Below are 26,429 nucleotides of genomic sequence, written 5' to 3' on the forward strand. Positions count from 1 at the left end.
AATGTCTGTTCTTATATATAATTTTATGAAAAACGGCATGATACTTGCTCTATCACTTTAAGGATTCCTTCTTTCAGCGCCTAAATCTGTTTATTCAAGGCGGTTTATTCAAACAAAAATCTATGCCTTGCGTAAAATACTGTGAAACTCGAAACGAGGTGTTGCTTTTTGAAAGTCGTGATAATGGCTGGAGGACAAGGTACAAGATTTTGGCCTTGGAGTACAAAGGAAAAACCTAAGCAATTTCTTCCGCTCACCAAACAGGATGAAACGATGCTAGAGCAAACATATAAACGTTTTTCCGGGCAGATGCCGGTTGAAAATATATATATTATTACTACAGCACAATATAAAAATTTGATAAAAGATCAATTGGGCATCTCTGATGAACAGATCCTCATCGAACCCGCCCAAAGAGATACTGGACCATGCATGGCTTTTTGCGCTCGAACATTTTTAAAAAAACAGGATGATGAAGTATTTGCTGCTGTACCTGCAGATCACTATATTCCAGATGCTAATGAGCTGTTAAAGGCTTTGAAAGCTGCCGAAAAAATAGCTTGCAGGTCTAATACGATCGTGACGCTTGGCATAAAACCGGATAGGCCGGAAACGGGTTATGGCTACATTCAATGCGTGAAGAAAGAGGATTCGGTATTCAGGGCGAAAGCATTTATTGAAAAACCTTCCTACGCTCTGGCAAAAACGTTGTATCAAATGGATCATGTTTTTTGGAACAGCGGCATTTTTATTTGGAAACCATCGACCATTGCGTACTATATGGAAAAGTTTCAACCTGAATTGTGGGAGCCGTTTACGAAAGACGATGAGCATGTCCAAAAAGTGTATAAGTCCTTGCCGAAAATTTCAGTTGATTATGCCATTTTAGAGAAAGCGGACAACATTTACACAATTTCTGTTGACTTACAGTGGAATGATGTAGGGAAATGGAGTTCATTGGAACATTTTTACTCCTCATCAGAGGAAGAAAACATTTTGATAGGGCAAGTCACAGCCAGTGATGTAAAAAATTGTCTTGTAAAAGTCGATCAAAAGCATGCGTTATTGATTGGAATTCAAGATTTGATTGTCGCTTCAACAAAAGATGGTCTCTTAATTTGTCATAAATCAAAAGAACATGAAATCAAAAGGTTGTTAAAGGAACGAGATGACGGAACATGAAAATTGCGGTAAACATGATTCAATTTTGGTCAGGAAAAATGGGCGGGATGGAGCAGTTTGCTGCCAATTTAATAGAGGGAATGTCTAGAACATCTGAGCATGAATTTTATCTATTTCTGAACGAATTTCAAATGCATTTGTTCAACATCGAAGGATGTAATGTAAAAAAATTGAGCGTTTCCATGAACAATTCTACGGAAAAACAGTTGAAGACTTGGATTGATCAATTAAACATTGATGTTTTATTGTGCCCATTGTTTACAAGGTTTCCAAAAGTTGTTCACATTCCGGTTTGTGTTTTAATTCCCGATGTTCAGCATGAATATTTTCCGGAGTTTTTTCAACAAAGTGAAAGGGAAAAACGCAATCGCGATATAAAAGATGCCCTCGAACATGCCGACCGCATTATAACGATTTCAGATTTTTCTAAACGGACAATAATCGAAAAATTCGAAGTAAATAAAAAAGAAATAGATGTCATTTATGGAGATGCTCCGAAAGAGTTTCAGCAGCCTATCAGGAAACAAAAAATCGAACGCATCAAAAAAAAATATCAGCTTCCGGTTGAATTCGGTCTATATCCAGCCAATTTCTGGCCTCATAAAAACCATCTGAATCTGCTGAAGGCGTTATCCGTTGCAAAAAAATACCACAACTATTCAATATCCATTGTTTTTACAGGTTATGAAAAAGCTGATCTTCAACAGTTTGACAAAATCCAAAGTCTCGTTCAAAAGCTGCAATTAGACGAACAAATCTCCTTTTTAGGATATGTGCCGAAAAAAGATATACCGTATATGTATCATCTCGCTAGTTTCCTCATCTATCCTTCTCTTTTTGAAGGATTTGGCATTCCGTTAGTTGAAGCGATGAAAACCGGTACCCCCATCGCCGCAGCAAACGCCGGGAGCATACCGGAAATCGTCCAATCAGCGGGACTTTTGTTCAATCCGTATGATCCGAACGATATAGCAGATAAACTCGTGAAAATAATGGATGTAAAGATAAGAAAAAAGGTGATTGCGAAAGGAAAAGTCCGCTCAAAAAATTTTTCATGGGATAAAAGCGGTCAAAAATTGCTTGAAATCTTTCATCAAATAAAAAATCATTGATTGGTGAAGTCCCTATGTTTTCGGTACCATTCAATCGTTTGCTGCAAACCTGTTTTTAAATCGGTTTTGGCTGAAAAGCCAAATTTTTCTTTTGCCAAACGGATATCCAACTTCCTGCGGGGCTGTCCGTCCGGTTTCGTTTCATCCCATAAGATGTCTCCTTCAAACTCCGTCAACTCTTTAATTAAATGAGCGAGCGCTTTAATAGATATTTCTTTCCCTGTTCCGATATTGACAGGCAGTCCCTCGTCATAAAGTTCCGTCGCCAATACAATTGCACATGCAGCATCTTTCACATAAAGAAATTCTCTCGTTGCATGGCCGGAGCCCCATAAAACAATGTGTTCGCTTCCTAGTTCTTTTGCATCCAAACATTTGCGGATGATTGCGGGAATGACGTGGGATGTTTCTAAATCGAAATTGTCCCATGGACCGTATAAATTGACAGGGATTAAAAAGATGGAATTAAAACCAAATTGCTTTCGGTAACTTTGAGCTTGTACAAGCAGTGCTTTCTTCGCTATGCCGTAAGGTGCATTTGTCTCTTCAGGATAGCCGTTCCATAAGTCTTTTTCTTGAAAGGGAACGGGTGCAAGCCTAGGATAAGAACAGACTGTGCCGACAGTGACAAACTTTTTTACGCCGAACCTTCTTGCTTGTTCCATTAATTGAACACCCATAATTAAATTGTCATAAAAAAACGTTGCCGGTTTTTTTTGATTGGCTCCAATGCCGCCGACAACAGCTGCTAAATGAATGACAATGTCTGTTTTGAAATCTTTGAACATATTGATAATGTCGCTTTCTTTTCGTAAATCGTAGTCGCGGCTTCTTGGAATAAAGATATTTTGGCATCCTCGTTCTTTCAGGCAGCTGACAACATGTTTTCCAAGAAAACCAGATCCTCCAGTCACAATGATCTTTAATTCTTTTATGTTCATGTATTTTCATCCTTTTCTTGAAAGTGTGCATCAGGAAAATGTTGATGAACCCACTTCGTTATTTCACGAGCTCCTTTTTCAAAATTTTGGTAAAATTCCCATTCCTTTTTGGATAGAGGAAGGAGATGGTCCAGCCGAAAAATTGTTTCTCCTGCGTAATACTGGTCATGAGGCCGTTTCAATTTCACTTCAATTATCTCCCTGTTTTTTATGAAAAGAGGAATCACAAGTTCAAAAGATCCTTTTCGAATAGTTGAATGATAAACCGTTTTTCCATTGTGGACAATCTCAATGCGGCATGTGCGAAATTTTTTTAATTCACCTTTAAATAAAATGGCTTGAACAGGCTCTGAAGGATTGGAATTGATCGTCGCGGAAAAACTTGGAAGGTAATCTACCTTCTTTGACAAATGTACTTTTGAACTTTTTCCAAGCAGCGAATATTTTTTAAATAAATACAGAAATTGGTAAGACCCTTTGTGCCGGAAATGGTTGAGAAAAAAAAGAATCCATTGTTTGGACACTGCCCCAAAATGCTGTTTGAGCGTTTCGATAATTTCAGGAAAGCCGGCATCAAACAGTTTCGCACCTGTTTTGCTGTTTGCATAAAATCGGGTGTTTGCTAAATATTTATTTAGAAACCCAAACGTTTCTTTCCTTTTTGCCATTCGAATCCATAAATCGTAATCCATGCAAAAATCAAGATGTTCATTGACCCCGCCGGCACGATCGAAAGCTGTTTTTTTGATAAATGCTGCCGGCTGGCATATGAAACAAGAATGAAATAATTGATTCATAGTAAAAGGACGAACAGGATAGGAGCGGATGATTTCGTTTTTTTCATTTATAATAAACGCTTTTCCATACACAACTGTCCACTCTGGATGTTGCTCAAATGCTTTCACTGCGTTTGAAACAGCATTCTGGCAATACGTGTCATCGGAGTTCAGCCAGCCGATGATGTCCCCTTTAGCCAAATTCAGCCCTTTATTGATTGCCTCTGACTGTCCATTATCCGGCTCAGAAATATACCGAAATCGCAAGTCTGTTTGGCGGTATTTTTCTAAAATGTCAAGAGTTCCATCCGTTGAACCGCCATCAATGACAATGTGTTCCAATGAGAAATAATCTTGAGACAGCACGCTTTGTATTGTGTCTTCGATAAAATGAGCTTGATTGAGAGATGGAGTGATAATGGTAACATGGGGAACTGTTTGCATCATGTACCTCCTCAAAAAAATTTAAGATCATAAAAAGCCTATCTATATATATGGGTGAACTTCTTCATATGTGAGAGATGGAAATATGGTCAAGTCCAAATTATTGTGTAAATTCCCCTTTGATGTTTTTTGCAAAATAAAAGTGCAGAGAATTGCAAAATCCTTATGCAGTGATATGCAATGGGGCTTTACATGGAGGAGGAGCCATGATAACCTTTTTTGGTTTTGCCAAAACTGTTGAAGCTGGCGCTTGGCTAAAGAATCATGGCTACAGAGGATCCATGTCAAGCCCTTGATGGATAGATCACATATATGTATATTTATTCAAAATTTTGATAAAGATATACTGCAACACTCTGTATTTTTTTTTCTTGCAGAAAACACCTTTGATAGAAAACATGGACCTGATGGCTTGACGTATAGAAGGTAAGTCCGGCAAGTCTCCCAGCCGGTCGCCTTCCCGGACAAACAATCATGTTGTCAAGGAACAGACGTGCCAAGGAGTTTTGCGGCATATCTCGCTTCGCTCCGATATTCCATGTTCTCCTTGACACAGCGAAGGGGTTATCCTACTCTCTTGATCGCCGAAGCCTTCTGATTCACCGATCGAGCTTCTTGCTCTTTCATTTTCCGCCACTGCCAATATTCGGACATATCCAAGTATTTACGTCCGGACATCCATTTTTCGTCAATTTCGATCAACACGGCACCAACGAGGAGGTACACCGATTCCCAGTTCGGAAAGATGCGAATCACCCGTTCTCTACGGCGGATTTCTTCGTTCAGCCGTTCTACCCAGTTGGTCGTGCGCAGGTGCCGCCGCTAATGGTCCAGTTAGTCCAATGCAGCTGTGGCGTCTTCAAATCCTTCTTCGAGGATCTGCATGGCTTTTGGCACTTTTTCCTCCCATTTGGCCAGCACTTGTTCCAATAGCAGCCATGCCCCGTGCAAAAGTTCATCATTTCCAGTAATATGATTTTGAGCCATTGTTGTATTCCTCCTTATGTGTAGTGTTTTGTCCACAGTTTATTCTACCAAAGGGGAAACAACATGGCTCTTTTTCTATTTCCTTTTTACACAATTATATGGACATAACTGAAAATAGGCTGATCATTTATACGCTTTTCTTTTTAAAACATATATTGTTAGCACGTAGAAATGGCTTTTGATATGGATGGGGATGATAACTTGAAAAAAGCGTTGATTACCGGTATAACTGGGCAGGACGGATCTTATTTAGCCGAGTTTTTGCTGAAGAAAGGATATAAAGTATATGGATTAAAAAGGAGAAGTGCAACGCCAAATCACCAAAATATTGAACATATCGAAAAAGAAATTGACATGATTCCCGGTGATGTACAAGACTTATATTCTCTTATTCATGCAATGAAGATTGCCCGGCCTGATGAAGTCTACAATTTAGCTGCTCAATCATTTGTCGGCGATTCATGGCACCAGCCGTTTTTTACAGGCAGTGTGACTGCACTGGGTGTCGTCAACATGCTTGAAGCTGTAAGGAACGTAAACCCAAACGCAAAATTTTATCAAGCCTCAAGCAGCGAAATGTATGGGAAAGTGGCTGAAGTACCGCAAACGGAAACAACCCCTTTTTATCCAAGGAGTCCTTATGCTGCTGCAAAAGCATACGGTCATTGGATTACTGTTAATTATCGGGAAAGCTATTCTCTTTTTGCCTGTTCAGGCATTTTATTTAATCACGAGTCGCCAAGGAGAGGCCTTGAATTTGTTACACGAAAAATATCAGATGGGGTGGCGAAAATTAAACTGGGCTTGGAAAAAGAACTAAGGCTTGGGAATTTGGAGTCCAAAAGGGACTGGGGATTTGCCGGTGACTATGTGGAAGCAATGTGGCTGATGCTTCAGCAGGAAAAACCTGATGACTATGTCATCGCCACCGGAGAAACCCATACAGTAAAAGAATTTGTCAATATTGCTTTCAATCATGTCGGTCTTGATTGGCGAGAATTTGTCATCCAAGATCCAAAATTTTTCCGGCCTGCTGAAGTCGATTTGCTGCTTGGCGATGCGACAAAAGCGAAGAAAAAGCTCAACTGGAAACCGAGAGTATCTTTTGAAGAGCTGGTAAAAATGATGGTTGACTATGATTTAGAAAAATATTCATCACAGTTAAAAAAAGTTAATAGGTGAAGTCCATGAAAACAAAAATCGTGATCATTGGTGCCGGAGGTCATGCGAAGGTCATTATTGATATGCTAAAAAGCAGCAGCCAATTTGAGATAGCCGGCTGCACAGCCCCATCGAAAACAGAGTCCAACGTGCAAGGAGTGCCCGTAATAGGTGATGACAGCATCCTTCCCGGACTCCTTAAAAAAGGCATCCAGAATGCGTTTGTTGCCATCGGAGACAATAAAAAGAGGAGAGAAGCATTCGAACAGCTATCCTTATTAGGATTTCAGCACCTGAATGTCATCAGCCCGTTTTCTTATATAGCTCCGACTGTCAAGATGGGCAAAGGGGTTGCGGTAATGCCTGGGGCGGTGATAAATGCAGATGCAGTTATTGGTGATAATGCCATTATCAATACTGGTGCAACAGTTGATCACGATGCTGTCATCGAAAGCCACACCCATATAGCACCTGGATCGAATGTTGCTGGAAATGTACATGTTGGAGAAGGGGCGTTCATCGGAACTGGAAGCAAAGTGATTCCAAATGTGAAAATTGGAAGATGGTCGGTTATTGGAGCCGGAGCTGTGGTCATTCGGCAAATACCTGATTATAAAAAGGCTGCCGGCGTACCGGCAAGGATATTCAAAGAAAACAAGCCTTGACACAAAAATCAGGGATGAATGAATGTAGAAAGGTGAACAACATGAGCAATCGTTATAACATTTCGTTAGCACACCCGCTTTTGAACGGGAATGAAAAAAAATACGTATTGGACTGCCTTGAATCAACATGGATTTCTTCGGTTGGAAAATATGTCGATGAATTTGAAAAGAAATTCGCTGAATTTTGCGGAACAAAATACGCCATCACATGTGCCAACGGGACTGTTGCCCTGCACCTTGCTTTACTGGCATGCGGCATAAAACCAGGAGATGAGGTGATTGTTCCGACATTAACGTATATCGCATCAGCCAATGCTGTTTCATATTGCGGAGCCTCCCCTGTATTCGTTGACAGCGAGGAGAAAACATGGAATATCGATCCGGAAAAAATGGAAGAAAAAATTACCGATCGCACGAAAGCAATTATGGTCGTTCACTTATACGGACACCCGGTTAATATGGAGCAAGTAATGAAACTTGCTGAAAAATATAATTTGTATGTTATCGAAGATGCAGCTGAAGCACATGGTGCCGAATACAAGGGAGAGAAAGTTGGAGCAATCGGACATATAGGCTGTTTCAGTTTTTTTGGCAATAAAATAATTACAACGGGAGAAGGAGGCATGATTACGACAAATGATAATAAGTTGGATGAGAAAATCCGATTGCTTCGAAATCAAGGAATGGATCCAACAAAAAAATATTGGTTTCCTGTCATCGGCTACAACTACCGCATGACAAATCTTCAAGCCGCTGTCGGCCTCGGGCAGCTTGAGAACATTCAATTTCATTTAAAGAAACGCCGCACCGTTGCCACTTTATATGACCACTATTTAAAACCGCTGGGAAAATTTATTGAAACTCCAAAGGAACAAAGTTGGGCCCGTCATTCATTTTGGATGTATTCGATTTTGCTGAAAAACCGCGCAAAAGTAGATCGAGACCAGTTTATGAATCTCTTGAGAAATGATGGAATCGAGACGAGGCCAATTTTTTATCCAATGCATACATTGCCGCCATATCAAGAGACGGAAGGCCGTTTTCCAATTGCTGAAAACATTGCGCGGCGGGGAGTGAATTTGCCAACTCATGCTCTCTTAACAGAAGAAGAAATTCAATATATAGCAGAACGTATTTTATACCATTGCAAAGGATAAAAGATGATGAAGATATTAATCGGAAGCACGTATGTACCTTATGTGAGGGGCGGCGCTACGTTCATAGCTGATTGGCTAAAGGCAAAGCTAGAAGAGTATGGCCATCAAACGGAAATGTTAAAAATACCTTTTCTCTCTTACTACCCGACGATGCTTCAGCAAATGAAAGCAATTCGTTCTTTTCCAATAAGCGAAAATATAGATCGGTTTATTGCCATCAGACCTCCAAGCTATTTGGTGAAGCATCCGCAGAAAGTGATCTGGTTTATCCATCATCATCGAGGGGCTTACGATTTTTGGGGAACCCGCTATCAAGATATTCCGAATACTGATAGCGGAAGGAATATTAGAAACAGAATGATAGAAGCGGACAATTTGGCCTTTTCGGAAGCAAAAAAAATCTTTGCTAACTCGCATACCGTCAAGAACCGCTTAAAAACATTTAATCATATTGATGCTGAAGTGCTCTATCCTCCTTTATATGATCCTGATGCATTTTATTGCGATAAGTACGGTGATTTTCTTTTTTATCCGAGCCGAATCGTTCATCATAAAAGGCAGCAATTAGCCATAAAAGCCATGAAATACACTAGGTCAGGTGTAAAGCTCATTATTGCAGGAAAAACCGAATCAAAAGAAATGGCATTTCTTTTAGAACAAATGATCGAAAAGAATGGCTTAGCAAACAAAGTTTGGATTCTAAATAGATGGATCACGGAACAGGAGAAAATTGCATTAATGGCAAAAGCGCTCTCCTGCTTATATATCCCATATCAAGAGGATTCTTACGGATATCCCTCTTTAGAAGCCTATTACTCTCGAAAACCTGTTATTACTTGTACTGATTCCGGCGGCACACTCGAACTGATTGAACATGAAGAAAACGGACTCGTGTCACAACCGGATCCGAAAGAACTTGCCAAATGTTTTGATAGACTTTATTTCAACAGGAAACTGGCTAAAAAGCTCGGTGAAGCAGGATATGAAAAATTGAAATCAATGGACATTTCTTGGAACCATGTTGTTCGGAGGTTATTGAGTTGAGAATCGCTGTTGTGAAAAACTTTATACCTTTCCAAAAAGATTGTATAGACGAATTAGCCAGGAAGTTAGTAAACAAAATAAGTCAATTCGGACATCAAACGGAAATTATCCACATCCCTTTTGATTGGACAGATTCAAAAGCTTTGATTGACCACGTGAAGTCGATCAGGCTGCTTCATCTTCAATGTTTTTTTGATCAAATTATTGCACTTGAAATTCCGGCCTGTTTCGTCGATCATTCGAGCAAAACATGGTGGCTTATGAACACCAGTTCTTTTTTTCAGGAGTTGGAAAAAAAGAATTTAAAGCCGCGTATGATCGATAAAGTGATTCACTTTGGAGCAAGATCAATTGCTGATGTTTCAGCCATTTATACACCGTCGATTAAAGATCGTGAATTCATCCAGAGACATTGGAAGAAAGACTGTGAAATATTGTCACATCCTTTATCTGAACATAAATGCTGGGACAAAGTCATCGAGAAACTCATCTGTTGATGTGAAGAAAAGACCGAATTTTGGAGGTGTCAGAATGATTGCACCAAGGATTTATTGGCTTTGCACTCATCAAACGCTGCGATATGAGGAAATTCCGTTGTTAATTGAGGCCGGCGCCGAAGTCATTCCATGTTTGGGAGACCGGTTTTGGTTAAAATTTGACAGCCGCTACGATGATGAAACAGACCGGCTTTATCCGCATTGGAGGAAGTCATGCACGCTTCCCACCAATATTGTGGAACAGATTAGAAGAATAAACATATTAGGAAAAAAAGGAAATTTGTCAACAGAAGAAGCAAAACTGATCAATCAATGGATCGATTGCATATTTGTTTCAAACTACCCAGAAATTTTGCAAAATATTAGCAAATGGTTTCATGGATACATTGTATTCCGTGTTTTTGGCCATGGAGATTATACAACTTATACGGAGCAAATGAACCGTCTTCATGTAGATATCGGTCAAATCACTGCATCCGAACGATATGTTTGGTGCCCGATATTACATTCTTTAGATGATCGGGAAGATAAGAGAATCATCAAAAATAAATTTTATTTAAATGCATTTGTATCAAAAGAAAGGCTTGAATTTGCATGGAAAGGTCCATTTTCCAAACCATATGTAAGCACGACGATTTCCTATTTGGACAGTAATCCTGCAGCAAGGGGGATTTTCGAAAATTTTATAAATGAATTTCAAGAGATTCCATTCGTTGTTCTTGGAAAAAATTCTAAAAATGCAGTTAAAGGCATATCCGACAAAATTCTTGGCCATTTGGACGATTTGTCATTTTATTCGAAAATTACAGAAAGCCGGATTTTCGTTTATTTCGGTTTAGGCTCCAACTACCATTTGCATTACACTCCGATTGAAGCGATTGAAATGGGAGTGCCAGTCGTTTTTCTTGAAAAATCAGGTCTGGCTCAAGAAGCACGCGATCACGGTATAAACGACAATGAACTGAAAAAAATCGGCATGTGTGCAAATCCAAAAGAAATAAAACAGTTTGTCTTGAGCAAAATGAACAATATTCAAGCTTTGCAAAACCTTGCGAACAATCAATCGAACGTATTTGGAAAAATATTCAGCCGCCAAGCAGCATTAACTAGAACGAAAATATTTTTCCGCCGCATAAGGCCGTACATTCGGGAACGTCGAAAAGGAGAGCGTGCACAAACAACGATTGCAAATCTATCAAAAAATACCTTATTCCGAAGCCCTGATATTCAAACGGATTTGCCGGTCATAATGGGGCAACGGACAGTTTTCAGTATGGAGAACATCAGCGGAACAACGGGAAAAATGATTTACGACCACAAGGGCGAATTTATTGCGAAGAGGGCTGAAAAAGGTTCAGATCCGGTAGGAATGTTGATAGGACAATATATTCAGAAGATGTCCCCTGGCCGGTATTCTTTTTCTCTTGAATTGATCAGTGGACAATCGTTTCCTTCATCTGTTGGAGTTTTTTCGATCGGAGTTTGGAATCCAGAGTTTCAATTGATTAGATCAACTGCTGTTTCCAATTTAAAGCAAGGAAAAAATATTGTTGCGTTTTCTGCGGAAATATCGCAACAAACAGCTGAACTATTGAAGGAAATTAGGTTTGTCTGGAATGGAAATCATACGTTTGAGTTAAAGAATTTAATCGTCGAAAAACTGGATTAATCTGAGAAAAGGGTGAGCAAAGTGAATGGAAATGAACTTCTCATTTTTCTTCACATCCCAAAAACAGGCGGTACGACTTTAACAAAAGTGATCGAACAACAATATCAAAACAATTTTCATTATGAAAAAGGGGATTTATCTAAACTAAAAATGGATCTGGAACGAGCTGAGACAATTTTAGGTCATCTGCCTTTTGGCGCGCATCGTTATGTATCTAAAAAATGCACTTATATCACAATGTTGAGAGAACCGGTTGAACACGTTACTTCATGGTTTTATTACCGCTATAAAAGCCCCTACTTCGACCCTTATGACGGCAGTTTTGAAGATTATTTAAACGATGACATATTCAATTTGACCTATAGCAATTTGCAAACCCGTTTTATTTGTGGGGATGATCCTCCAAGTTTTGAAAAAGCGAAAATGATTTTAACAACTTATTTTTCTGTCGTGGGCATTACGGAACTTTTTGCCGAGTCACTGTTTTTTATGAAAAAGAAGTTTCATTGGCAAGAAGTCTTTGTGGAAAAAAGTAATGTCAACCGCAATCGGCCTTTAAGAGAACACTTGCCAAAATCGACGATTGAAATAATATGTAAAAAAAATGAAATTGATTTAAAAGTGTACAATTTTGCTAAAAATAAGCTTTTAAAAAAAATAGCAGGGCTAGATGATCAAACGAAGCGTGAGCTCAATCAATTTAAAAGAAATTTTGCATCCATTTGAATTTGGATGGAAGGAGATGCCGTCAAATGAATTTTGCCGAATTGCGAAAAAGAAACAAACAATTACAAAAAATGTATGTCCATTGCGACAAGACGGTTGTGCGTTTTTTGTCAAAAGTGCTTCAGCTGGATGGAAATGACTTCGTTTGGGAGCTATACAGACAAATACTTGAGCGGGAGCCGGAAAAAGATAGTTTGCAGGCTCTTGCTACACAGGCTTCTAGTAGTCGCAAAAAGTTTGCAATAATTCTAAAAATGATGCAAAGCAAAGAGGCTAAAAAATTATATGCAAACAATCAATTGAAAAACAACGAACAAACAGTATTAAAATTTATAAGAGAGTGTCTGTGTACCCAAAATGAAGACTTCATACTTAAAATCTATGAACATTTTCTTCTTCGCAAGCCAAGACAAGAAGAATGGAATGATCAAATTCAGCGGCTTCAACAAGGCATTTCCCGAATCAAAATCATCTTTCGTCTCATCTATTCAGAAGAATTTCGAAAGCTTTTAATGGCTCTTGCTTTCGCTTCCAAAGTCCAGCCAGAAAGAGAACATCTTCATAAAGGAAGGAGCAAGGTGGAAAAATCATTTTCGAACAATGTAACAATAGGAGTATTTCTCTGTTACTCTATAAAGATTCACAATTTTGACGGCGAAGGGATTGGGCGTTTTGTCATAAGACTTCTTGAAGGAATGTTAAAAAACAACGGCCGTATTAAAACAATAATAGCAATAGAGGCGCTTAATTATGGCGTAATCCAACAGGCGTTTCAAACTTTGTTAAAAGTATTTCCTGCACAAATAAAGTTGATTCAATTTGAAACAATTGGCTGGCTGAACGAAAACGTAATGGTTGATGGCTGGATCGTCCCATACGCCGGGATGAAACAGGCAGCTGATTTAAAACAGCCGATGATTCTCTGTCTGCATGATCTTGTTTACACACATTTTCAAGGCATGTATAAACAAAATAAAATCTTTTACGATCAATTTCATGAAACTGTAAAAAAGGTAGTAGAGAAAGCTAAAAAAATTGTATTTCATTCCGAATTTATCAGAAATCATGAAGGGCTGCGTGTGCTAAAACTGCCTATTGAGAAAACGTGCGTAATCAGACTTGCTGCGCCGAGGGAGGAGTACAGCTCATCCGCTGTAACAACGGAAGAAGCATTTAGGAACAAATATAAACTGTATGGAAATTATATGACATATCCAACAGTGTTTCGCTGGCATAAAAATATAGAAAGGCTTATTGAAGCGTTTTTGCGATTTAGTAAAAATTATCCAGAAGCAGATCTGAAATTTGTTTTCACTGATCATTATGTAAACAGCCCTTTAGCTGGAAAGATAAAAGATATTTTGCAGAAGGAGCAAGTAGCGGGCTTCAGAAACCGGATTATTTTTTTAGGGAGGCTGCCGTGGGCTGATATTTCCCTTCTATATAAATATGCCATTGGCACAGTTGTTCCAACGCTTTTTGAAGGCAGCTGCCCGTTTCAAATGCTGGAATCATTACTTATGGGGACGCCTGTTGCTGTCAGCAATATGGAAGTGGTAAAAGAGATAGTTCATGATTTGAACGTTTTTGTCCCATTTAATCCTTATCAAATAGAAGAGATTGAACGGGCGCTCTTCAACTTGTGGAAACAGCACAATCATCTCCTGCCAAAACAATTGGCGGCCTTTCGCTCAACTTTGGAGCGAACGTGGTCAGATGTATCAAGCGAATATTTGGCATTGATGCATGAACTCATAGGTTAAAGCTCGCTAATTTCTCTGAACTCTCATCTCCGTTTCCCTCTGCTATATTAATGTAATTGTTTATACTCGTTTATTTTTTTCTTAAAAATTTTCAAATGTTTTTTTGTCAAAAAATCTAAAGAGGAAATTCGATCGGTTAATCGCTGTTTGGCAAATTCATAAAGTTTTATATCTGTTCTATTGTTTTCTTTGATTTTTTCAATTGTTTCCTGGGAAATTTCATGTTTTGCGGGTCTTTTTTTTGTGACATTTGCTTTCGTATAAAGCGTGTTCGCCCATTGAAATTGTTTCATCAACAAAAATAAAGATTCATCAAACATGTCCGTAATGCCGACAACGGAAAAATGTGTTTCTAAATTTTTTTTTGCCTGTTCAAAATCTTCTTCTGATAGAGGAGAACCAAACTTTCCCCCTAAAATGTAATGAGTTTGCAAATTTTGATTCATTGGTGATTCCTGATATTCTTCCAAACTCATCTTTGAAACTTTTAAATGAGAATTATGCCAGGGAATGCTTCGGATAAAATAATACTCTGAAATGATCCGATCAACCGGATCTCTTAACAGTGTAATATAAGTGCTTGGCTGCTTGAAAACATGATGAACTCCGAAAGGCATGTGACCTTGCAAGCACTTGACATCTTTTTCAGCTATCTCCTGAAGCCGTGTTTCCAATTGTTGATGGTCTAAGTATACGTCGAAAACATTACTTCTCGGGTAATTTTTTTTGATGATTTTTTTTAATGTTGTTCCGCCGGTTTTCGGCATATGAAGATGAATTACTAAAGGGGCTTTTTTTTGAATATGAATCATTGTTCCCATTTTCATCCGCCTTTTTTACAATTTTTTATCATTTGCTGTTTTATATATAATTACAATATTTTTAGCAATGTATGAAAGTTCTAGGTTGTTCCTTTAATTTCTTTCTCTTTTAAGAGGCGGATGCAGTTCATGAAACCGTTGATGCGTTCATAAAATGAAGATATGGGGAGGAACGCGCAATGAATGTCATAAACACGATGTTCCCGGATGTCTTTCTGTTTGAACCAGACGTTTTTCTAGATGAACGTGGATATTTTATGGAAGCATTTAACGAAAAAACGCTGCAAAAGCTTGGATTTTCTTTCAAATTTGTCCAAGATAACCATTCTTTTTCCAACTCTTCTGGAGTTTTGCGTGGTCTGCACTATCAGCTTTCTGAAAAAGCGCAAACAAAGCTGATTCGCGTCATTAAGGGAGCTATTTGGGATGTGGTCGTTGATCTTAGAAAAGGATCGCCGACTTTCAAAAAGTGGGAAGGATTTATTTTATCAGAGAATAACAAAAGACAGCTTCTTGTACCGAAAGGCTTTGCCCACGGTTTTTGCACCATCGTCAAAGAAACAGAAGTAATCTATAAAGTGGATGAATTTTATTCACCGGAATTCGACCGCGGAATTTGTTGGAATGATGATGAACTTCAAATCAGCTGGCCTGTTCAAAAACCGATTCTTTCGGTAAAAGATGCAAGTCTTCCTCCGCTTCGTGAGGCAGAAAACGATTTTGTCTGGAGGAGTTGGCCGTGAACATTCTTGTTACAGGCGGATGCGGCTTCATCGGAAGTCATTTTATTCGCCGGATGATCGCGCGATATGCCGATTATAAGCTGGTGAATCTTGATTTATTGACTTATGCGGGGGATTTGGAAAACTTAGGAAATATTAAAGCGCATCAAAACTATATGTTTATTCAAGGCGATATTCAGGATCGGAAGCTCGTCCGACAAATCATTGAATCTGAACAAATTGACGCCATTGTCAACTTTGCCGCCGAATCCCATGTAGACTTAAGCATTCGCGAGCCGGAAGTTTTCGTCCGTACAAATGTGCTTGGAACGCAAACTCTTCTGGAAGCTGCAAAAGATTTCAGTATACAAAAGTTTGTCCAAATATCTACCGACGAAGTATACGGATCCCTTACTAAATTCGGCTGTTTTACGGAAGATTCGCCGCTGAAACCGAACAACCCGTATTCTGCAAGCAAAGCAGGAGCTGATCTTCTTGTGCGATCCTATTATAAAACGTACGGGTTAAACGTTAATATTTCAAGATCATCCAACAACTACGGTCCTTTTCAATATCCAGAAAAGCTGATTCCGCTAATTATTACAAACGCATTGGAGGGAAAGAGGCTGCCGATTTATGGAACCGGAGAAAACATCCGGGACTGGATATATGTAGAAGATCATGTTGCAGCTATTGATTTGATACTTCATAAAGGAAAGCCGGGAGAAATATATAATGTCGGCGGCCGAAATGAACGTACAAACAATGAAATCGCCAAGCTAATTTTGGAGCAATTGAATTTATCTGATGAATGGATCGAGTATGTGCAGGATCGTCCGGGGCACGATTTCAGATACGCGGTCAATCCTGAGAAAATTGAGAAAGAGCTTGGATGGAGGCCGAACCGCTTATTCAGGGATGGTTTAAAGAAAACGATTCAATGGTATGTGGAGCATGAATCGTGGTGGAAGCCGCTAAAAAAAGGTGAGAAGGGATGAAAATTGTTGTTACGGGAGGCAAAGGGCTGTTAGGGACAGACTTGACACAAATTATAAAACAGAAAGGGTATGAAGTTTTTTCTTTTGGCAAAGCAGAACTAGATGTTACGAATTTTGACAAAGTTTATAAAGCATTTCAAGAGGCTGAACCTGATGTTGTCATTCATGCGGCTGCCTTCACGAATGTAGATTTGGCGGAAAGAGAGCAGGATCTAGCTTATTTGATCAACGGAATAGGTACGCGAAACGTTGCGGTATTGAGCGAAAAAGTCGGAGCGAAGCTGATGTTTATCAGCACAGATTACGTTTTTGATGGGGAAAAGAATCGCCCTTACAACGAATTCGATGTTCCAAAACCGCTCAATATATACGGACATTCAAAACTGCTAGCAGAAACATTTGTCAAACAGTTCCATTCAAAATGGTTTATTGTCCGAACGTCATGGCTGTTTGGCGAAAAAGGGTTAAATTTTGTCAAGACGATGATCAAATTGGCGAAAGAAAAGAAAAACATTCAAGTTGTAAATGATCAAATCGGTTCGCCAACATACACGAAAGATCTTTCCGAAAAATTGATCGAGCTTATGGTTACGGAAAAATACGGGGTGTACCATATTTCCAATGCCGGAGAATGTTCATGGTTTCAATTTGCCAATCAAATTTTAAACGAAGCAGGCTACACAGATATCAAAATCATCCCTTGCACAACAAAAGAAATAAATAGACAAGCAAAACGTCCGCATTATTCCGTCCTTGACAATTTTGCTTTAAGACTAAATGGATTTGCCGGCCTGCGTTCGTGGGAAGAGGCTTTGAAGGAGTATATGGTGAACAATAGGGGACATTAACGAAACAAGGGGCTGTCCAGAAAGTCAAATCCCCATTGAAAACAAAAAATCATAACACCGATATATCAACGTTTCTAATACATTAAAGGGGGCATCAATAAGCCGTAAAAATGACTTATTAGACACCCCCTCAAGTTTGTTTCTTCAAATATTTGTTCAATTCTTGTTTTTCTTTAGCTGTAAGCTCATCCAGCATCTTCTCCAATTTTTCTTTTGCTTTACTATAAAGGGCAAGATCCAACTGATTTTTTGACTCAATGAGCTGGATCAAAGAATCGTCAAGATCACTTTTTTTCGGTCTGTTATTAGTTTGATTTACCTTTTGATAAGAAATATTTTTCCAACCTAAATGTTTTTTCATTAAAAAAATCGATTCGTTAAATTTTTCCGTAACGCCGACAACTGAAAAAAACTGCTCCATATTTTTTAGCGCAAGCTTTAAGTCAGGAATTTTTTTACCGGACATAAATCTCGTTTGGTGGTTGTTTACCGGAACATGAAATTCAGGATGTTTTTCTTGGACAAACTGTTCGAAGGTGACTTTTTTCGCCAATTGGTGCAATCGATTTTGCGGGCGTTCTAAGATAAAATAATAAGTGGAAATAACCCGTTCAACAGGATCTCTTAGCATGGAGATATACGTAAAGGACCGCTTTTGTATATGCTGATGAATTCCAAACCGATTGTGTCCATAGAGAGCCTTTATTTGTGTGTTATCCGCCTGTTTCATTTGTTGATTAAGATCGAGATCAGATCGAATAAGCATAATTTCTTTCAGACGGTATTGTTGTTCCATCAGTTTTCTAATAGTAAGTCCTCCGGTTTTTGGAATATGCATGAAAATAACGAGCGGAAGCCTCATGTGTTTTTTATACATTTGCTCACTCTCCTTAAAGTATCTATACTTTATGTTTTATGCATTTGAAGAGTGAATGTGTTTCTTAGAAAAAAATACATCAATTACTCATTTTTTCCAGAAATCGAGTCAATCATTTGTTTCAATCTGTTTTCAAATGAATCACGGCTTTTGGCGGTTTTTTGTGCATTTCGGCCGATTCGTTCCCGTTTCTGCTTGTTTTTCATATAACGATCTATTTTTTGTACGGCTTCTTGAAAGTCAGAAAAAATGCAAATTTCTTCTTCTTCCATAAAAAAATCTTCCAAGTCATCGCTTTTTTCAGCAATTTGAAAAGCTCCGCACGCTGCAAGATCAAACGTCCGATTGTTCAATGATCGAAATGGTATGAAGTCAAGCGTGTCATTATGGGAATCGTTGATGGGCCTTAAAGTGTTGACATTGATCTCCGCGCTGTTGTAATAGGATGAAGCGATGCCGGGAGAAACCCAACCGTAATGGACAGATACCCGTTTTTGTTGATGTTTCGAAAGATTTAATTTCCATAATCCAACTAGTTTTAGTCGGTAAGGCGTTTCCTTGATCAGAAGCTCCGCGAGTTTTTTTCGGTTCTCATACGGGTAGCCGATGATGCAAATATCGCTTTTAAAAAGAGGTGCCGCTTGTTTTGGATAAAATGTAGAAAAATCTGTTCCAAGCGGCAAATAAAAGGCGTTTTGAATTCCCTGTTTTTGATACCAGCCGGCGCTAAATCGGTCAACAGTAAAAACAAAGTCAAACCAAAAAGCATATTGTATTGTTTTTTTTAAATAGTAAGGATCTTCTGTCAGCCAAACCGTGGCAGGAACGTTTCTTTTTTTCATAAGTTTTAGTTTTTGCAGCGGAATTTTGTCGCCAATCATTGTTAAAGCAAGGTCTGGCTGAAATTTAAGTAGCAATTCTGTAAGCTTTTGAATCGGCTCTAAAGGGTGGTGAACGACAAATGGAATGGACAGTTTGTTAAAGGCGCGAAAAAGGGATCGGTCAAAAAACGTGTAGATTCCTTTATGGCCAGATGGAATGTAGAGAATTTTCATTAAAACATGACCGCCTTTTAATTTATAATAATTTTGTTTTCAAATGGAATGCCGTTTTTCTTTTCCTGGCAATATACAAAACCTTCAATGACTAGCGCTTCATCGAAATCATCTAAAGGGAAAACAATGTGAAATCCTTCAAAGGAAATTTTTTCGTATGGTTCGATCGCCATTTTTTCACTAGGTTTTAGCCAGTATTCCCCTTTTTCTTGAATTTGTTTTCGCCATTCAGGGTGCAAATACTTCCATTCCATGGAAGAATCAGTTTTATAGTTGAAATCATTTTCGTTTTGTTTTTTTGTTGTAATAATTTTTCCGCTGAATTGAACATGTTGATGAGGGTGGATTTTAATGCATAATACAGGATGGTGCAAAGTTTGTTCTGTAATGTTTTCTATCTCGGCATGGCCAAGAATCGTTACCGGATCACCGTTTTCATGAGGAAGAACAATCGAGTGTATAAAACGAGCGCGAATCGGGTCGTCCATAAAGGCGGTGTTTTCCTTTCCTACCGCATCAACCTCTTTTTGTTCAACGTGTTTCTCGTATAGTGATTGGAATAAAAATTGAGAAGTATTTAAAAGTTCATTTCGTTCAGCTGTCAATAAATCGATGCGAAATTGTTCTTTTTCAAGCCTTTTATCTAGTTGTGTAATCAATCGTTCTTTTTCCAACAATAGTTGATTGATCTTTTCGTCAGAAGATTGCTTTTCTTTTAATAGGTTAGTAACTGCTGCTTTTAACAGTTTTAATAGGTCGTTTCGTTCCTCTTCAACAATGGAAAGCTGCATGTTCATCTTCTCAGCATTTTTTTCAGCTTCTTTCAATTTGGATTGAACGTATTGGATTTCTTGTTCAAATTGTTCTTTTGCGATGCGATATTGTTCGCCGGTTCGGATGACTGCTTTGTAATATTCTGTTTTCTCCCGTTCTTGAAGAAGTTTATTCTGAACGCTTGCCAATTCGTGTTTGTATTTCGAAATTTCGGACTTATAGTGGATAAGCTGCTGCTGAAGTTGTAAATAATCCTGTTTGCCCCGTTTTGTTTTGTTCATTGAATCGCCTCCTCGGACAAATAAATATTTTGCTTTTTTCTTGAAAATAGAAAACAGTTATTAGCCATTTCTTTCAAAAAGAAGCGCTTTTAAAACATAATTGTAACAGGATATAAATGGAAGAAATTAGTCATTCTATCTGATTTTGACCAAGCCTGCAGTTGATTCTGATCATTGGTTTAAATCCCATATGTATACGGAATTTGGCGCATAAGCGGTTCAAAATCCGTATAAAGGGACGAAAACTTTCGAAAGCGCTGTTCTCGTTTAAGTTTCAACAAAACCATCTTTGAAAGAACAGTTTTTCTATACATATGTATGTTCACTTCTTTAAACACTTTCCCGGAAAAATGAGAGGAAAAATAAAAAGGGGAGGACATCCCCTTTTCCAGTTGATTTAGACATCCAAGTCGTAGTCGTCACCAGGGAAAATTTCCGGACATTGCGGCGGAACTTGCACGGCCGAACATGTAAGAGTTGTAGGCAGTTCGCGACGGGGTTTGCAAAATTTCCCTTCCACCTCAAGCTTCACTTGGGCTTCCATTTGCACATCTAGACAAATCATGATGGAAATATCTAGTTGGCTGAATGATGTATTATCACAAATCATGTTCGCGTCGCTTTCAAAAAAGGAAACATGGCTGTTTAATGTTGTGCCGGGTGGTGCGCAAAGGAAGAAGGTTTGAACCGTTGCAAATGGAATAGCATCTGACACACAAGTGACAGATCCTTGCAAATCGGAGAGAGTAACGACAATATACCCTCTGATGAGCACTCTTACTTTTTGAAGGGTAATTTTTCCATCCCTTGGCAAATGAACGACTACTGATTGACGACCTTGCGGCTGAACAATTTCTGTCACTGATATAGCGTTTGGAGAATTTGGATCAACGGGATTTCCTAAACTGTCTGACAAGTAGCAATTGACATTTACAGGCCCATCATCATACAGCGCACACGGATCTTCCGATGTACCTGTCACTCCTTCGCAATCAAAACCGATGGATGATAAATCTCTAAAGCTTAACTGAGGAAGATCAATTTGACGGCTCACCCAGTCATAAACTTTCGGAACGCGAATACATAATCTTTCTGTATCATGTCCCAAATGGCTCATGCTGTTACCTCCTAATCATTCTGATTTCCAAAACCTTCTTAGGTGTCGGACTACTGTATATTATGAGCAAACTGGTTAAATGTGCAGTGACAGGAGCGGAAATTTTGAATTTGTTTTGCTAAAAAAATCCCTTTCTTTGAAGCAATGAGAGAGAATCTCTATATTTGCCTATACGCACATGTCAATATACAAAAGTCATATGCATCTTTTTCCTGGGCTTTTGTCAACATTTTTCATTTGAGCTCATACATTTACAGTAAGGGGTGAGGAAGATGGCGCAAATAAATAAAGAATTTTTGCAGCGGATGAGAGCGGAACTTTCGTTTTATAAAGAAAAAGCAAAAGAATCGATAGAATTAGAAATATTATTGCAGGAAAAAGAACGGGAACTTGAAAAAATCATCAAAGAAAACGAGAAGCTAAAGGAAACGATCGAACAGCACCGCCAAAGCAATGATCGAAATCATGAGTGGGAGGAACAAAAAAAACTTTTAGAAAAAATCGAGGCGTTAAAAAAGCAATTAGCTGAAAAAAATCACCATCCGTATGAATATGAAAAAAAGGCTGATGAAAAGAAGCAGGGAGATTGGTTTTTCCGAAATTTAAAAGAAACGAAAGCTATTCAAGGAAGAGTTGAACCTCATGAGTGGAAAGAATATTTTATAAAAGAAAAAAACGAAAAGAACAACCAAAGAGAATTTCATTTTTTGATGATGGATGATGCGGCCAAAAACGATTAGAAGGAACACAGATCAACCTTATTCTTCATAGAATGGAATAAGGTTCTTATTTTTTGGAAGAAAGGGGAGAAGCACATTGAAAAAAAACGTAAAGGTTTATTCCGGTTCAATGGCAAAAGGAGATGTTTTTAAAAAGAAGATGATGAAAAAGAAAGCTTACCCATCCGACATAAAAATTTACAACTCATCGAGTTCCGGTGGCTGCGGCTGTGGGAAAAAAGGATTTTAAAAAGGGAAAGATGAACAAGCTAGAAAAGGAATTCGTCAAATGGATAGAAGGTATATACGAAGACCATGACAAAGTTCAGCAAAAATGTTTAAGCTGGATGATGAAAAAAGACGGTGAGCTTTTAGACCTTGAAAAAACGGCGGTAAAATTTGAAAAAGAGATCGAAAACATGGAAAAACATATTTAAAAGGGAAACGAAAAGTGAACCAAAACAGGTTGAAACCTCACTAAAAAATCCGCACTTGCCCATCTTGTGTGTCCACTCCAAATGAGGAACTGCTTCATACTGTATAGTGATGAATAAAGGAGGAGGTGCAGAAAAATGGGCTTTGGTTGCGGATATGGAGGATACGGCGGATACAGCTATCCTTATAGCGGCGGTTTTCATAACAACAGCTTTGTGCTAATCGTCGTTTTATTCATCTTGTTGATTATCGTCGGTTGTTCCTGTTTTAAATATTAATCTGTAAGTCTTTTACAAAACTAATGGTGAGTGCTGGTCACGGATGGATGTCCGCCTTTTAGAAGGCGGACTATACTTTTTCCTCATCACGTTTTCATTTCATTTTCATAAAATATTAAAGCCTGTTATACAGGACATTTCGACAATTTAGGAGGGGACGAATTTCAGAATGGATCATATTTTTAAAAATATTGAGAAAAAAACCGGCGTCAATATGAAAGATGTGTTTGAACTGGCCAATTCCTTGCAAAATTCCAATTTCAACGATGAAGCAACCGTCAGAAAAGTGATCAAGCGGGTTGCACAATTGGCAAATCGGCCGGTTTCAAGAGAATTAGAAAATAAAATTGTCAATGCGATTGTAAATGGAAAAGAGAATATGGATTTTAACACCATCGCCAATATGCTGGACAATAAGAAAAAATAGCGCGTCAGCGGGAGTACTCCCGCTGACGGTATTATAGCAGCATTGGTTATAAAACCCCACAAGAGCTAGAGGACTACATTCGGCGTACTGCCTAATGGCTATCTTAAGATTGTGCACCCGCTTTACATGGAGTGGCGGGCATGATGGCCTTGTTTGGCGATGCCGATTGTTTTACACTTCTGCTTTATGGCAGCATGGAAGGAAAAGAGAAAATAGGGCAGCTTTTTTCCATCCAGACTTCTGCCAATTAAGATAGCAGAGCTGTTCAGCCAACAGCAGATTATGCGAAACGAAAACTGCGAAACAAATGTTAGAATGGATGAAAAATATTCTTAGACGGCTAAGACTGGCCGTATGAAATCCATAAGTTCTTGAGATGCTCTGCTCTTTAAATTGTGAGCTGCCAAAATCGTACCGCTCAGGACCTCTCGAATCACGTATAAGGTTTCATTTCCTTTTTCAGGTTGAACTCCATCAATAAACAATATGATCCCGCCATGTTCATTGACCACTTTTTGGAGATCATCCTTTACAGTCTCTTTGACATTGGCTCGAAGTAATAAAGCATAACGTTCATAAAGTTTCTGTACTTGACGGTCTGAGATTTTTACTTTCTTCTCTTTCAAAATAGAAGCCATTTCTGTTCGTGCTTTATGTTCTTTAAAGCGTAAATGGCCAATATATGCAATGACATCCATACCATAAGTAATGTGCTTCATACTTAAATGTTCAGCTTGTGCCGAACGATAAACTGTTGTGTTAGAACAAGATGGGTTTTCACAGCGATATCCCATATTCACGATCTTGAATTCACCATCTAAAGTGGAAATGGTTTTCTCCAAACTGGATGGCAATATGTAAGTTTTTCACCACAATCGGAGCAATGGGTGATTTCAGGACGAAAATACTTTGTATCTATAGGAGTTAATCGGTTTTTTGTACGCATAAATAAACATCAACCATTAAGATTTATAAGTCAATTATAACTTAAATCTCAACTTAGTGTTATTTATTCCATCTAAGAAAATATTTCAATTTCCAGCAAAAGCACATACATGAGTTTCATGATATGCTTCGAAACAAGCTAAAATTTTTGGACAAATAATCCGTTGTTTTGATCCCATTCCGCGTAAAAAACATCTTTCGCGTCTTCCACACTGTAAGCGAGAAGCTGCTGCTGAAGCCATTTTTCATCGAAACCTGCTTCCTTTAAATTTTCACTAACCACTTCGCCGTCCATAATAATCGTGTAGGGTATGGTAGCAGGCGAAGATAAAAGATTTAAATCCCTTCGGGTCGGCTTATCAAATTCCGATTTTTTCAATACGCTGATTGTGCCGTCCGTTTCAAGAATTGCGTATTCCACTTCGCGGATCGAAAAAGCTCCTTTTGCTCTTAGCAAATGTTGAAGCTGGTTCATATCAAGCTTGTTTTTTTTCAGCTGATCCCGTAAAATTTTTCCTTTGAGGATGACCATTGACGGAGCGCCCTCCAGTATTCCTCGGGTTCTTCTCCATTTTTGTGTGATGAATTCCAACAAATAGATTAACATTCCCCATATCACGACCGTAAATAATATTTTTTCAATCCCCATTTTCACATCATAAACAGCATTGCCAACCAGCTCGCCTAAAACGAGTGCAGAAATAAAATCGAACGTCGTGATTTGCGTAATTTGTGTTTTACCTAGTATTTTTGTCAGAAGAAAAAGGGCAAAGAATCCGAAAATCAGTTCAGTGGCAATTCCTACAAATTCCATTCCCATCACCTTTGCTAAGATCGGTAATGGTTAGGTTGTCCCAACTGCCAAAATTCATGTACATTTTTTAAAAACTATGGGAAGGTGTGCGGCGGAGAAAATGGTGAAACATTCAAATTGATCTGAATGTAATGAAGGGATTTTTAACCTCTTTTTCACGCTTTCTGACCCTTCAAAATGAAAGACCGCAATTCGCGGCCTCGTTTGTTTTTCAGCTTTATGAATGTGGATGTAACGTTTTTTCCATCGTGACATGAGGAATGCCCGCATCCATAAAAATATCGGAAACGGTTTGATATCCATGCTTTTTATAAAAATTTTCCGCTTGTGTTTGAGCGTTTAATTTTATTTTCTTTAATCCTTTTTCGGCCGAGAGTTTTTCAAGTGTTTCCAAAATGATATTTCCCGCTCCTTTTCCTCGGTATTGTGGCAGAACACAAATTCTCTCAAGCTTTCCGGTGTCGCCAATAACACGAAACCTGCCGGCTCCTACAGGCTGATTGTCGTCATAAAGCACGACATGCTCGGCAAAGTCTTCATATTCATCGAGCTCAATTTCAATTGGAACGTTTTGCTCCTCTACAAACACTTTTTTTCTAACATAAAAAGCATCATTTCGTTGTTTTTCATTAATAGCTTTGACTGCCTTCATCAATCTCGTCCTTCTCCAAGCAGGAATGTTTCATAAACAGTCCATGAGCCGTTTTCTAATTGATACAAAATATGGAATCGGTCAATCGTTTCCTCATGTTGAATTTTTAACATTTTTAAACGGCCGAGAACGTCAGAATGTTCATCATCCGATAAATTTTGTCCAATTGTAATGTGAGGTACGAAAGCGTATTCAGGCTTCTCTTTAAATTTTCCTTGATGGAGAAGCTCATGCAATTTTGTTAATTCCGGATTTGGTTCAACTTTTAAATAAATAACGTTATTGACAGGAGCAAATGAACTGAATTTGTAGACAGAGAGTTTAAAAGGCTTCACTTGTTTCGCAATTTTCCTAAGTTCTTTCACAATATCGCCAATTTCTTTTTCGTCAGCTTCAAACGGTGCCTTCAATGTTAAATGAGGAGGGACAAGCGCATAATGCGGATCGTAACGTTTTCTATATGAGTTGGCAATGTCTTGCAACTTTTTTGAAGGAAATAACACAATTCCGTACTTCATTTTTTTGGCCTCCTTGATATTTAC

29 protein-coding genes and 1 pseudogene are annotated in these 26,429 nt (G+C 38.5%); 18 read left to right on the forward strand and 12 right to left on the reverse strand.

Annotated elements, in window-relative coordinates; genetic code table 11:
• Positions 1 to 177: 177 nt before the first annotated feature.
• Positions 178 to 1,182: a mannose-1-phosphate guanylyltransferase gene (locus NSS70_RS06420; RefSeq protein ID WP_339199971.1), complete on the forward strand. Its 1,005-nt coding sequence runs from the start codon at positions 178 to 180 to the stop codon at positions 1,180 to 1,182.
• A complete protein-coding gene (locus NSS70_RS06425; protein WP_339199204.1) occupies positions 1,179 to 2,294 on the forward strand; it encodes a glycosyltransferase family 4 protein in 1,116 nt (371 codons plus the stop codon). Before NSS70_RS06420 ends, NSS70_RS06425 begins: the two co-directional genes overlap by 4 nt.
• Here the strand turns inward: NSS70_RS06425 and NSS70_RS06430 are convergent.
• From NSS70_RS06430 to NSS70_RS06440, 3 genes and pseudogenes are all read right to left on the reverse strand, one after another.
• Entirely contained in the window at positions 2,288 to 3,235 is a 948-nt protein-coding gene (locus tag NSS70_RS06430) for a GDP-L-fucose synthase family protein (protein WP_327862821.1), read from the reverse strand. The genes NSS70_RS06425 and NSS70_RS06430 overlap by 7 nt on opposite strands.
• On the reverse strand, positions 3,232 to 4,458 hold the full coding sequence (locus tag NSS70_RS06435) for a glycosyltransferase family 2 protein (protein WP_340881094.1): 1,227 nt from the start codon (positions 4,456 to 4,458) through the stop codon (positions 3,232 to 3,234). The genes NSS70_RS06430 and NSS70_RS06435 overlap by 4 nt, the downstream gene beginning before the upstream one ends.
• Before the next feature lie 561 nt (positions 4,459 to 5,019).
• Positions 5,020 to 5,397 (reverse strand): annotated as a pseudogene (locus tag NSS70_RS06440) (transposase); the annotation flags it as partial.
• A 246-nt stretch (positions 5,398 to 5,643) separates the two neighbouring features.
• On the opposite strand from NSS70_RS06440, the gene gmd reads away from it, so the two are divergent.
• Genes gmd through NSS70_RS06480 form a run of 8 tightly spaced genes read left to right on the forward strand, consistent with a single transcriptional unit; the run spans position 5,644 to position 14,124 of the window.
• Positions 5,644 to 6,624: a GDP-mannose 4,6-dehydratase gene (gene gmd, locus NSS70_RS06445; RefSeq protein WP_327862823.1), complete on the forward strand. Its 981-nt coding sequence runs from the start codon at positions 5,644 to 5,646 to the stop codon at positions 6,622 to 6,624.
• A gap of 5 nt (positions 6,625 to 6,629) precedes the next feature.
• Positions 6,630 to 7,268 carry an acetyltransferase gene (locus tag NSS70_RS06450; protein ID WP_339199211.1) on the forward strand — a complete coding sequence of 213 codons (639 nt, stop codon included), beginning with the start codon at positions 6,630 to 6,632 and terminating at the stop codon, positions 7,266 to 7,268.
• A gap of 41 nt (positions 7,269 to 7,309) precedes the next feature.
• Complete coding sequence (locus NSS70_RS06455) at positions 7,310 to 8,425, forward strand: DegT/DnrJ/EryC1/StrS family aminotransferase (RefSeq protein ID WP_327862825.1); 1,116 nt, start codon at positions 7,310 to 7,312, stop codon at positions 8,423 to 8,425.
• A gap of 3 nt (positions 8,426 to 8,428) precedes the next feature.
• Positions 8,429 to 9,469: a glycosyltransferase family 4 protein gene (locus tag NSS70_RS06460; RefSeq protein ID WP_340881095.1), complete on the forward strand. Its 1,041-nt coding sequence runs from the start codon at positions 8,429 to 8,431 to the stop codon at positions 9,467 to 9,469.
• Positions 9,466 to 9,966 (forward strand): hypothetical protein, encoded by a 501-nt coding sequence (locus NSS70_RS06465; protein WP_339199217.1) that lies wholly within the window; start codon positions 9,466 to 9,468, stop codon positions 9,964 to 9,966. Before NSS70_RS06460 ends, NSS70_RS06465 begins: the two co-directional genes overlap by 4 nt.
• 34 nt (positions 9,967 to 10,000) lie before the next feature.
• Positions 10,001 to 11,635: a hypothetical protein gene (locus tag NSS70_RS06470; RefSeq protein WP_340881096.1), complete on the forward strand. Its 1,635-nt coding sequence runs from the start codon at positions 10,001 to 10,003 to the stop codon at positions 11,633 to 11,635.
• A gap of 21 nt (positions 11,636 to 11,656) precedes the next feature.
• The gene (locus tag NSS70_RS06475; protein WP_327862829.1) at positions 11,657 to 12,361 is read left to right on the forward strand and encodes a sulfotransferase family 2 domain-containing protein; all 705 of its coding nucleotides are present in this window, start codon (positions 11,657 to 11,659) and stop codon (positions 12,359 to 12,361) included.
• Positions 12,362 to 12,387: 26 nt separating this feature from the next.
• Positions 12,388 to 14,124 carry a DUF4214 domain-containing protein gene (locus tag NSS70_RS06480; protein ID WP_340881097.1) on the forward strand — a complete coding sequence of 579 codons (1,737 nt, stop codon included), beginning with the start codon at positions 12,388 to 12,390 and terminating at the stop codon, positions 14,122 to 14,124.
• Between the two features lie 47 nt (positions 14,125 to 14,171).
• Here NSS70_RS06480 and NSS70_RS06485 read toward each other — a convergent pair whose 3' ends face one another.
• Complete coding sequence (locus NSS70_RS06485; RefSeq protein ID WP_339199227.1) at positions 14,172 to 14,945, reverse strand: sulfotransferase family 2 domain-containing protein; 774 nt, start codon at positions 14,943 to 14,945, stop codon at positions 14,172 to 14,174.
• Positions 14,946 to 15,124: 179 nt separating this feature from the next.
• Between NSS70_RS06485 and rfbC the strand changes: the two genes are divergently transcribed.
• Genes rfbC through rfbD form a run of 3 tightly spaced genes read left to right on the forward strand, consistent with a single transcriptional unit; the run spans position 15,125 to position 17,513 of the window.
• Positions 15,125 to 15,688, forward strand: a complete 564-nt coding sequence (rfbC, locus tag NSS70_RS06490) for a dTDP-4-dehydrorhamnose 3,5-epimerase (protein WP_327862832.1) — start codon at positions 15,125 to 15,127, stop codon at positions 15,686 to 15,688.
• Complete coding sequence (gene rfbB, locus NSS70_RS06495; protein WP_339199230.1) at positions 15,685 to 16,665, forward strand: dTDP-glucose 4,6-dehydratase; 981 nt, start codon at positions 15,685 to 15,687, stop codon at positions 16,663 to 16,665. The genes rfbC and rfbB overlap by 4 nt, the downstream gene beginning before the upstream one ends.
• Positions 16,662 to 17,513, forward strand: coding sequence for a dTDP-4-dehydrorhamnose reductase (gene rfbD / locus NSS70_RS06500; RefSeq protein ID WP_327862834.1), 852 nt, complete (start codon positions 16,662 to 16,664; stop codon positions 17,511 to 17,513). Before rfbB ends, rfbD begins: the two co-directional genes overlap by 4 nt.
• Positions 17,514 to 17,643: 130 nt before the next feature.
• Here rfbD and NSS70_RS06505 read toward each other — a convergent pair whose 3' ends face one another.
• The 4 genes from NSS70_RS06505 to NSS70_RS06520 form a co-directional block, all read right to left on the reverse strand.
• Positions 17,644 to 18,390 carry a sulfotransferase family 2 domain-containing protein gene (locus tag NSS70_RS06505; RefSeq protein WP_339199232.1) on the reverse strand — a complete coding sequence of 249 codons (747 nt, stop codon included), beginning with the start codon at positions 18,388 to 18,390 and terminating at the stop codon, positions 17,644 to 17,646.
• Positions 18,391 to 18,473: 83 nt separating this feature from the next.
• Positions 18,474 to 19,445, reverse strand: a complete 972-nt coding sequence (locus NSS70_RS06510; RefSeq protein WP_339199234.1) for a CgeB family protein — start codon at positions 19,443 to 19,445, stop codon at positions 18,474 to 18,476.
• Between the two features lie 17 nt (positions 19,446 to 19,462).
• Positions 19,463 to 20,500, reverse strand: a complete 1,038-nt coding sequence (locus NSS70_RS06515) for a hypothetical protein (RefSeq protein ID WP_339199236.1) — start codon at positions 20,498 to 20,500, stop codon at positions 19,463 to 19,465.
• A 397-nt stretch (positions 20,501 to 20,897) separates the two neighbouring features.
• Positions 20,898 to 21,617, reverse strand: a complete 720-nt coding sequence (locus NSS70_RS06520) for a hypothetical protein (protein WP_339199238.1) — start codon at positions 21,615 to 21,617, stop codon at positions 20,898 to 20,900.
• A gap of 272 nt (positions 21,618 to 21,889) precedes the next feature.
• On the opposite strand from NSS70_RS06520, the gene NSS70_RS06525 reads away from it, so the two are divergent.
• The 5 genes from NSS70_RS06525 to NSS70_RS06545 all read left to right on the forward strand — a co-directional run bounded on the left by NSS70_RS06525 (position 21,890) and on the right by NSS70_RS06545 (position 23,476).
• The gene (locus NSS70_RS06525) at positions 21,890 to 22,357 is read left to right on the forward strand and encodes a hypothetical protein (protein ID WP_327862839.1); all 468 of its coding nucleotides are present in this window, start codon (positions 21,890 to 21,892) and stop codon (positions 22,355 to 22,357) included.
• Positions 22,358 to 22,433: 76 nt separating this feature from the next.
• The gene (locus NSS70_RS06530) at positions 22,434 to 22,586 is read left to right on the forward strand and encodes a hypothetical protein (RefSeq protein ID WP_327862840.1); all 153 of its coding nucleotides are present in this window, start codon (positions 22,434 to 22,436) and stop codon (positions 22,584 to 22,586) included.
• Positions 22,587 to 22,596: 10 nt separating this feature from the next.
• Positions 22,597 to 22,773: a hypothetical protein gene (locus NSS70_RS06535; RefSeq protein WP_339199241.1), complete on the forward strand. Its 177-nt coding sequence runs from the start codon at positions 22,597 to 22,599 to the stop codon at positions 22,771 to 22,773.
• 135 nt (positions 22,774 to 22,908) lie between these two features.
• A complete protein-coding gene (locus tag NSS70_RS06540) occupies positions 22,909 to 23,049 on the forward strand; it encodes a YjcZ family sporulation protein (protein WP_327862842.1) in 141 nt (46 codons plus the stop codon).
• Between the two features lie 169 nt (positions 23,050 to 23,218).
• On the forward strand, positions 23,219 to 23,476 hold the full coding sequence (locus NSS70_RS06545) for a stage VI sporulation protein F (RefSeq protein WP_327862843.1): 258 nt from the start codon (positions 23,219 to 23,221) through the stop codon (positions 23,474 to 23,476).
• A 332-nt stretch (positions 23,477 to 23,808) separates the two neighbouring features.
• Here NSS70_RS06545 and NSS70_RS06550 read toward each other — a convergent pair whose 3' ends face one another.
• The 4 genes from NSS70_RS06550 to NSS70_RS06565 form a co-directional block, all read right to left on the reverse strand.
• Positions 23,809 to 24,276, reverse strand: coding sequence for a hypothetical protein (locus NSS70_RS06550; RefSeq protein WP_340881098.1), 468 nt, complete (start codon positions 24,274 to 24,276; stop codon positions 23,809 to 23,811).
• A gap of 284 nt (positions 24,277 to 24,560) precedes the next feature.
• Positions 24,561 to 25,235 (reverse strand): DUF421 domain-containing protein, encoded by a 675-nt coding sequence (locus NSS70_RS06555; protein ID WP_340881099.1) that lies wholly within the window; start codon positions 25,233 to 25,235, stop codon positions 24,561 to 24,563.
• A 217-nt stretch (positions 25,236 to 25,452) separates the two neighbouring features.
• Positions 25,453 to 25,887 carry a GNAT family N-acetyltransferase gene (locus NSS70_RS06560; protein ID WP_340881100.1) on the reverse strand — a complete coding sequence of 145 codons (435 nt, stop codon included), beginning with the start codon at positions 25,885 to 25,887 and terminating at the stop codon, positions 25,453 to 25,455.
• Complete coding sequence (locus tag NSS70_RS06565) at positions 25,887 to 26,405, reverse strand: YjcG family protein (protein ID WP_094245364.1); 519 nt, start codon at positions 26,403 to 26,405, stop codon at positions 25,887 to 25,889. Before NSS70_RS06565 ends, NSS70_RS06560 begins: the two co-directional genes overlap by 1 nt.
• Positions 26,406 to 26,429 lie beyond the last annotated feature (24 nt).

The organism is Aeribacillus sp. FSL K6-2848 (genome assembly GCF_038004325.1).
GTDB lineage: Bacteria > Bacillota > Bacilli > Bacillales > Aeribacillaceae > Aeribacillus > Aeribacillus composti.

Excerpts from the sequence above, each read along its gene's own strand:
- NSS70_RS06425 (WP_339199204.1), top strand. The coding sequence starts at position 1,179 with ATGAAAATTGCGGTAAACATGATTCAATTTTGGTCAGGAAAAATGGGC.
- NSS70_RS06430 (WP_327862821.1), bottom strand. The coding sequence starts at position 3,235 with ATGAACATAAAAGAATTAAAGATCATTGTGACTGGAGGATCTGGTTTT.
- NSS70_RS06435 (WP_340881094.1), bottom strand. The coding sequence starts at position 4,458 with ATGATGCAAACAGTTCCCCATGTTACCATTATCACTCCATCTCTCAAT.
- NSS70_RS06450 (WP_339199211.1), top strand. The coding sequence starts at position 6,630 with ATGAAAACAAAAATCGTGATCATTGGTGCCGGAGGTCATGCGAAGGTC.
- NSS70_RS06455 (WP_327862825.1), top strand. The coding sequence starts at position 7,310 with ATGAGCAATCGTTATAACATTTCGTTAGCACACCCGCTTTTGAACGGG.
- NSS70_RS06460 (WP_340881095.1), top strand. The coding sequence starts at position 8,429 with ATGATGAAGATATTAATCGGAAGCACGTATGTACCTTATGTGAGGGGC.
- NSS70_RS06470 (WP_340881096.1), top strand. The coding sequence starts at position 10,001 with ATGATTGCACCAAGGATTTATTGGCTTTGCACTCATCAAACGCTGCGA.
- NSS70_RS06480 (WP_340881097.1), top strand. The coding sequence starts at position 12,388 with ATGAATTTTGCCGAATTGCGAAAAAGAAACAAACAATTACAAAAAATG.
- NSS70_RS06485 (WP_339199227.1), bottom strand. The coding sequence starts at position 14,945 with ATGGGAACAATGATTCATATTCAAAAAAAAGCCCCTTTAGTAATTCAT.
- rfbC (WP_327862832.1), top strand. The coding sequence starts at position 15,125 with ATGAATGTCATAAACACGATGTTCCCGGATGTCTTTCTGTTTGAACCA.
- rfbD (WP_327862834.1), top strand. The coding sequence starts at position 16,662 with ATGAAAATTGTTGTTACGGGAGGCAAAGGGCTGTTAGGGACAGACTTG.
- NSS70_RS06505 (WP_339199232.1), bottom strand. The coding sequence starts at position 18,390 with ATGTATAAAAAACACATGAGGCTTCCGCTCGTTATTTTCATGCATATT.
- NSS70_RS06510 (WP_339199234.1), bottom strand. The coding sequence starts at position 19,445 with ATGAAAATTCTCTACATTCCATCTGGCCATAAAGGAATCTACACGTTT.
- NSS70_RS06515 (WP_339199236.1), bottom strand. The coding sequence starts at position 20,500 with ATGAACAAAACAAAACGGGGCAAACAGGATTATTTACAACTTCAGCAG.
- NSS70_RS06520 (WP_339199238.1), bottom strand. The coding sequence starts at position 21,617 with ATGAGCCATTTGGGACATGATACAGAAAGATTATGTATTCGCGTTCCG.
- NSS70_RS06525 (WP_327862839.1), top strand. The coding sequence starts at position 21,890 with ATGGCGCAAATAAATAAAGAATTTTTGCAGCGGATGAGAGCGGAACTT.
- NSS70_RS06535 (WP_339199241.1), top strand. The coding sequence starts at position 22,597 with ATGAACAAGCTAGAAAAGGAATTCGTCAAATGGATAGAAGGTATATAC.
- NSS70_RS06540 (WP_327862842.1), top strand. The coding sequence starts at position 22,909 with ATGGGCTTTGGTTGCGGATATGGAGGATACGGCGGATACAGCTATCCT.
- NSS70_RS06545 (WP_327862843.1), top strand. The coding sequence starts at position 23,219 with ATGGATCATATTTTTAAAAATATTGAGAAAAAAACCGGCGTCAATATG.
- NSS70_RS06555 (WP_340881099.1), bottom strand. The coding sequence starts at position 25,235 with ATGGAATTTGTAGGAATTGCCACTGAACTGATTTTCGGATTCTTTGCC.
- NSS70_RS06560 (WP_340881100.1), bottom strand. The coding sequence starts at position 25,887 with ATGAAGGCAGTCAAAGCTATTAATGAAAAACAACGAAATGATGCTTTT.
- NSS70_RS06565 (WP_094245364.1), bottom strand. The coding sequence starts at position 26,405 with ATGAAGTACGGAATTGTGTTATTTCCTTCAAAAAAGTTGCAAGACATT.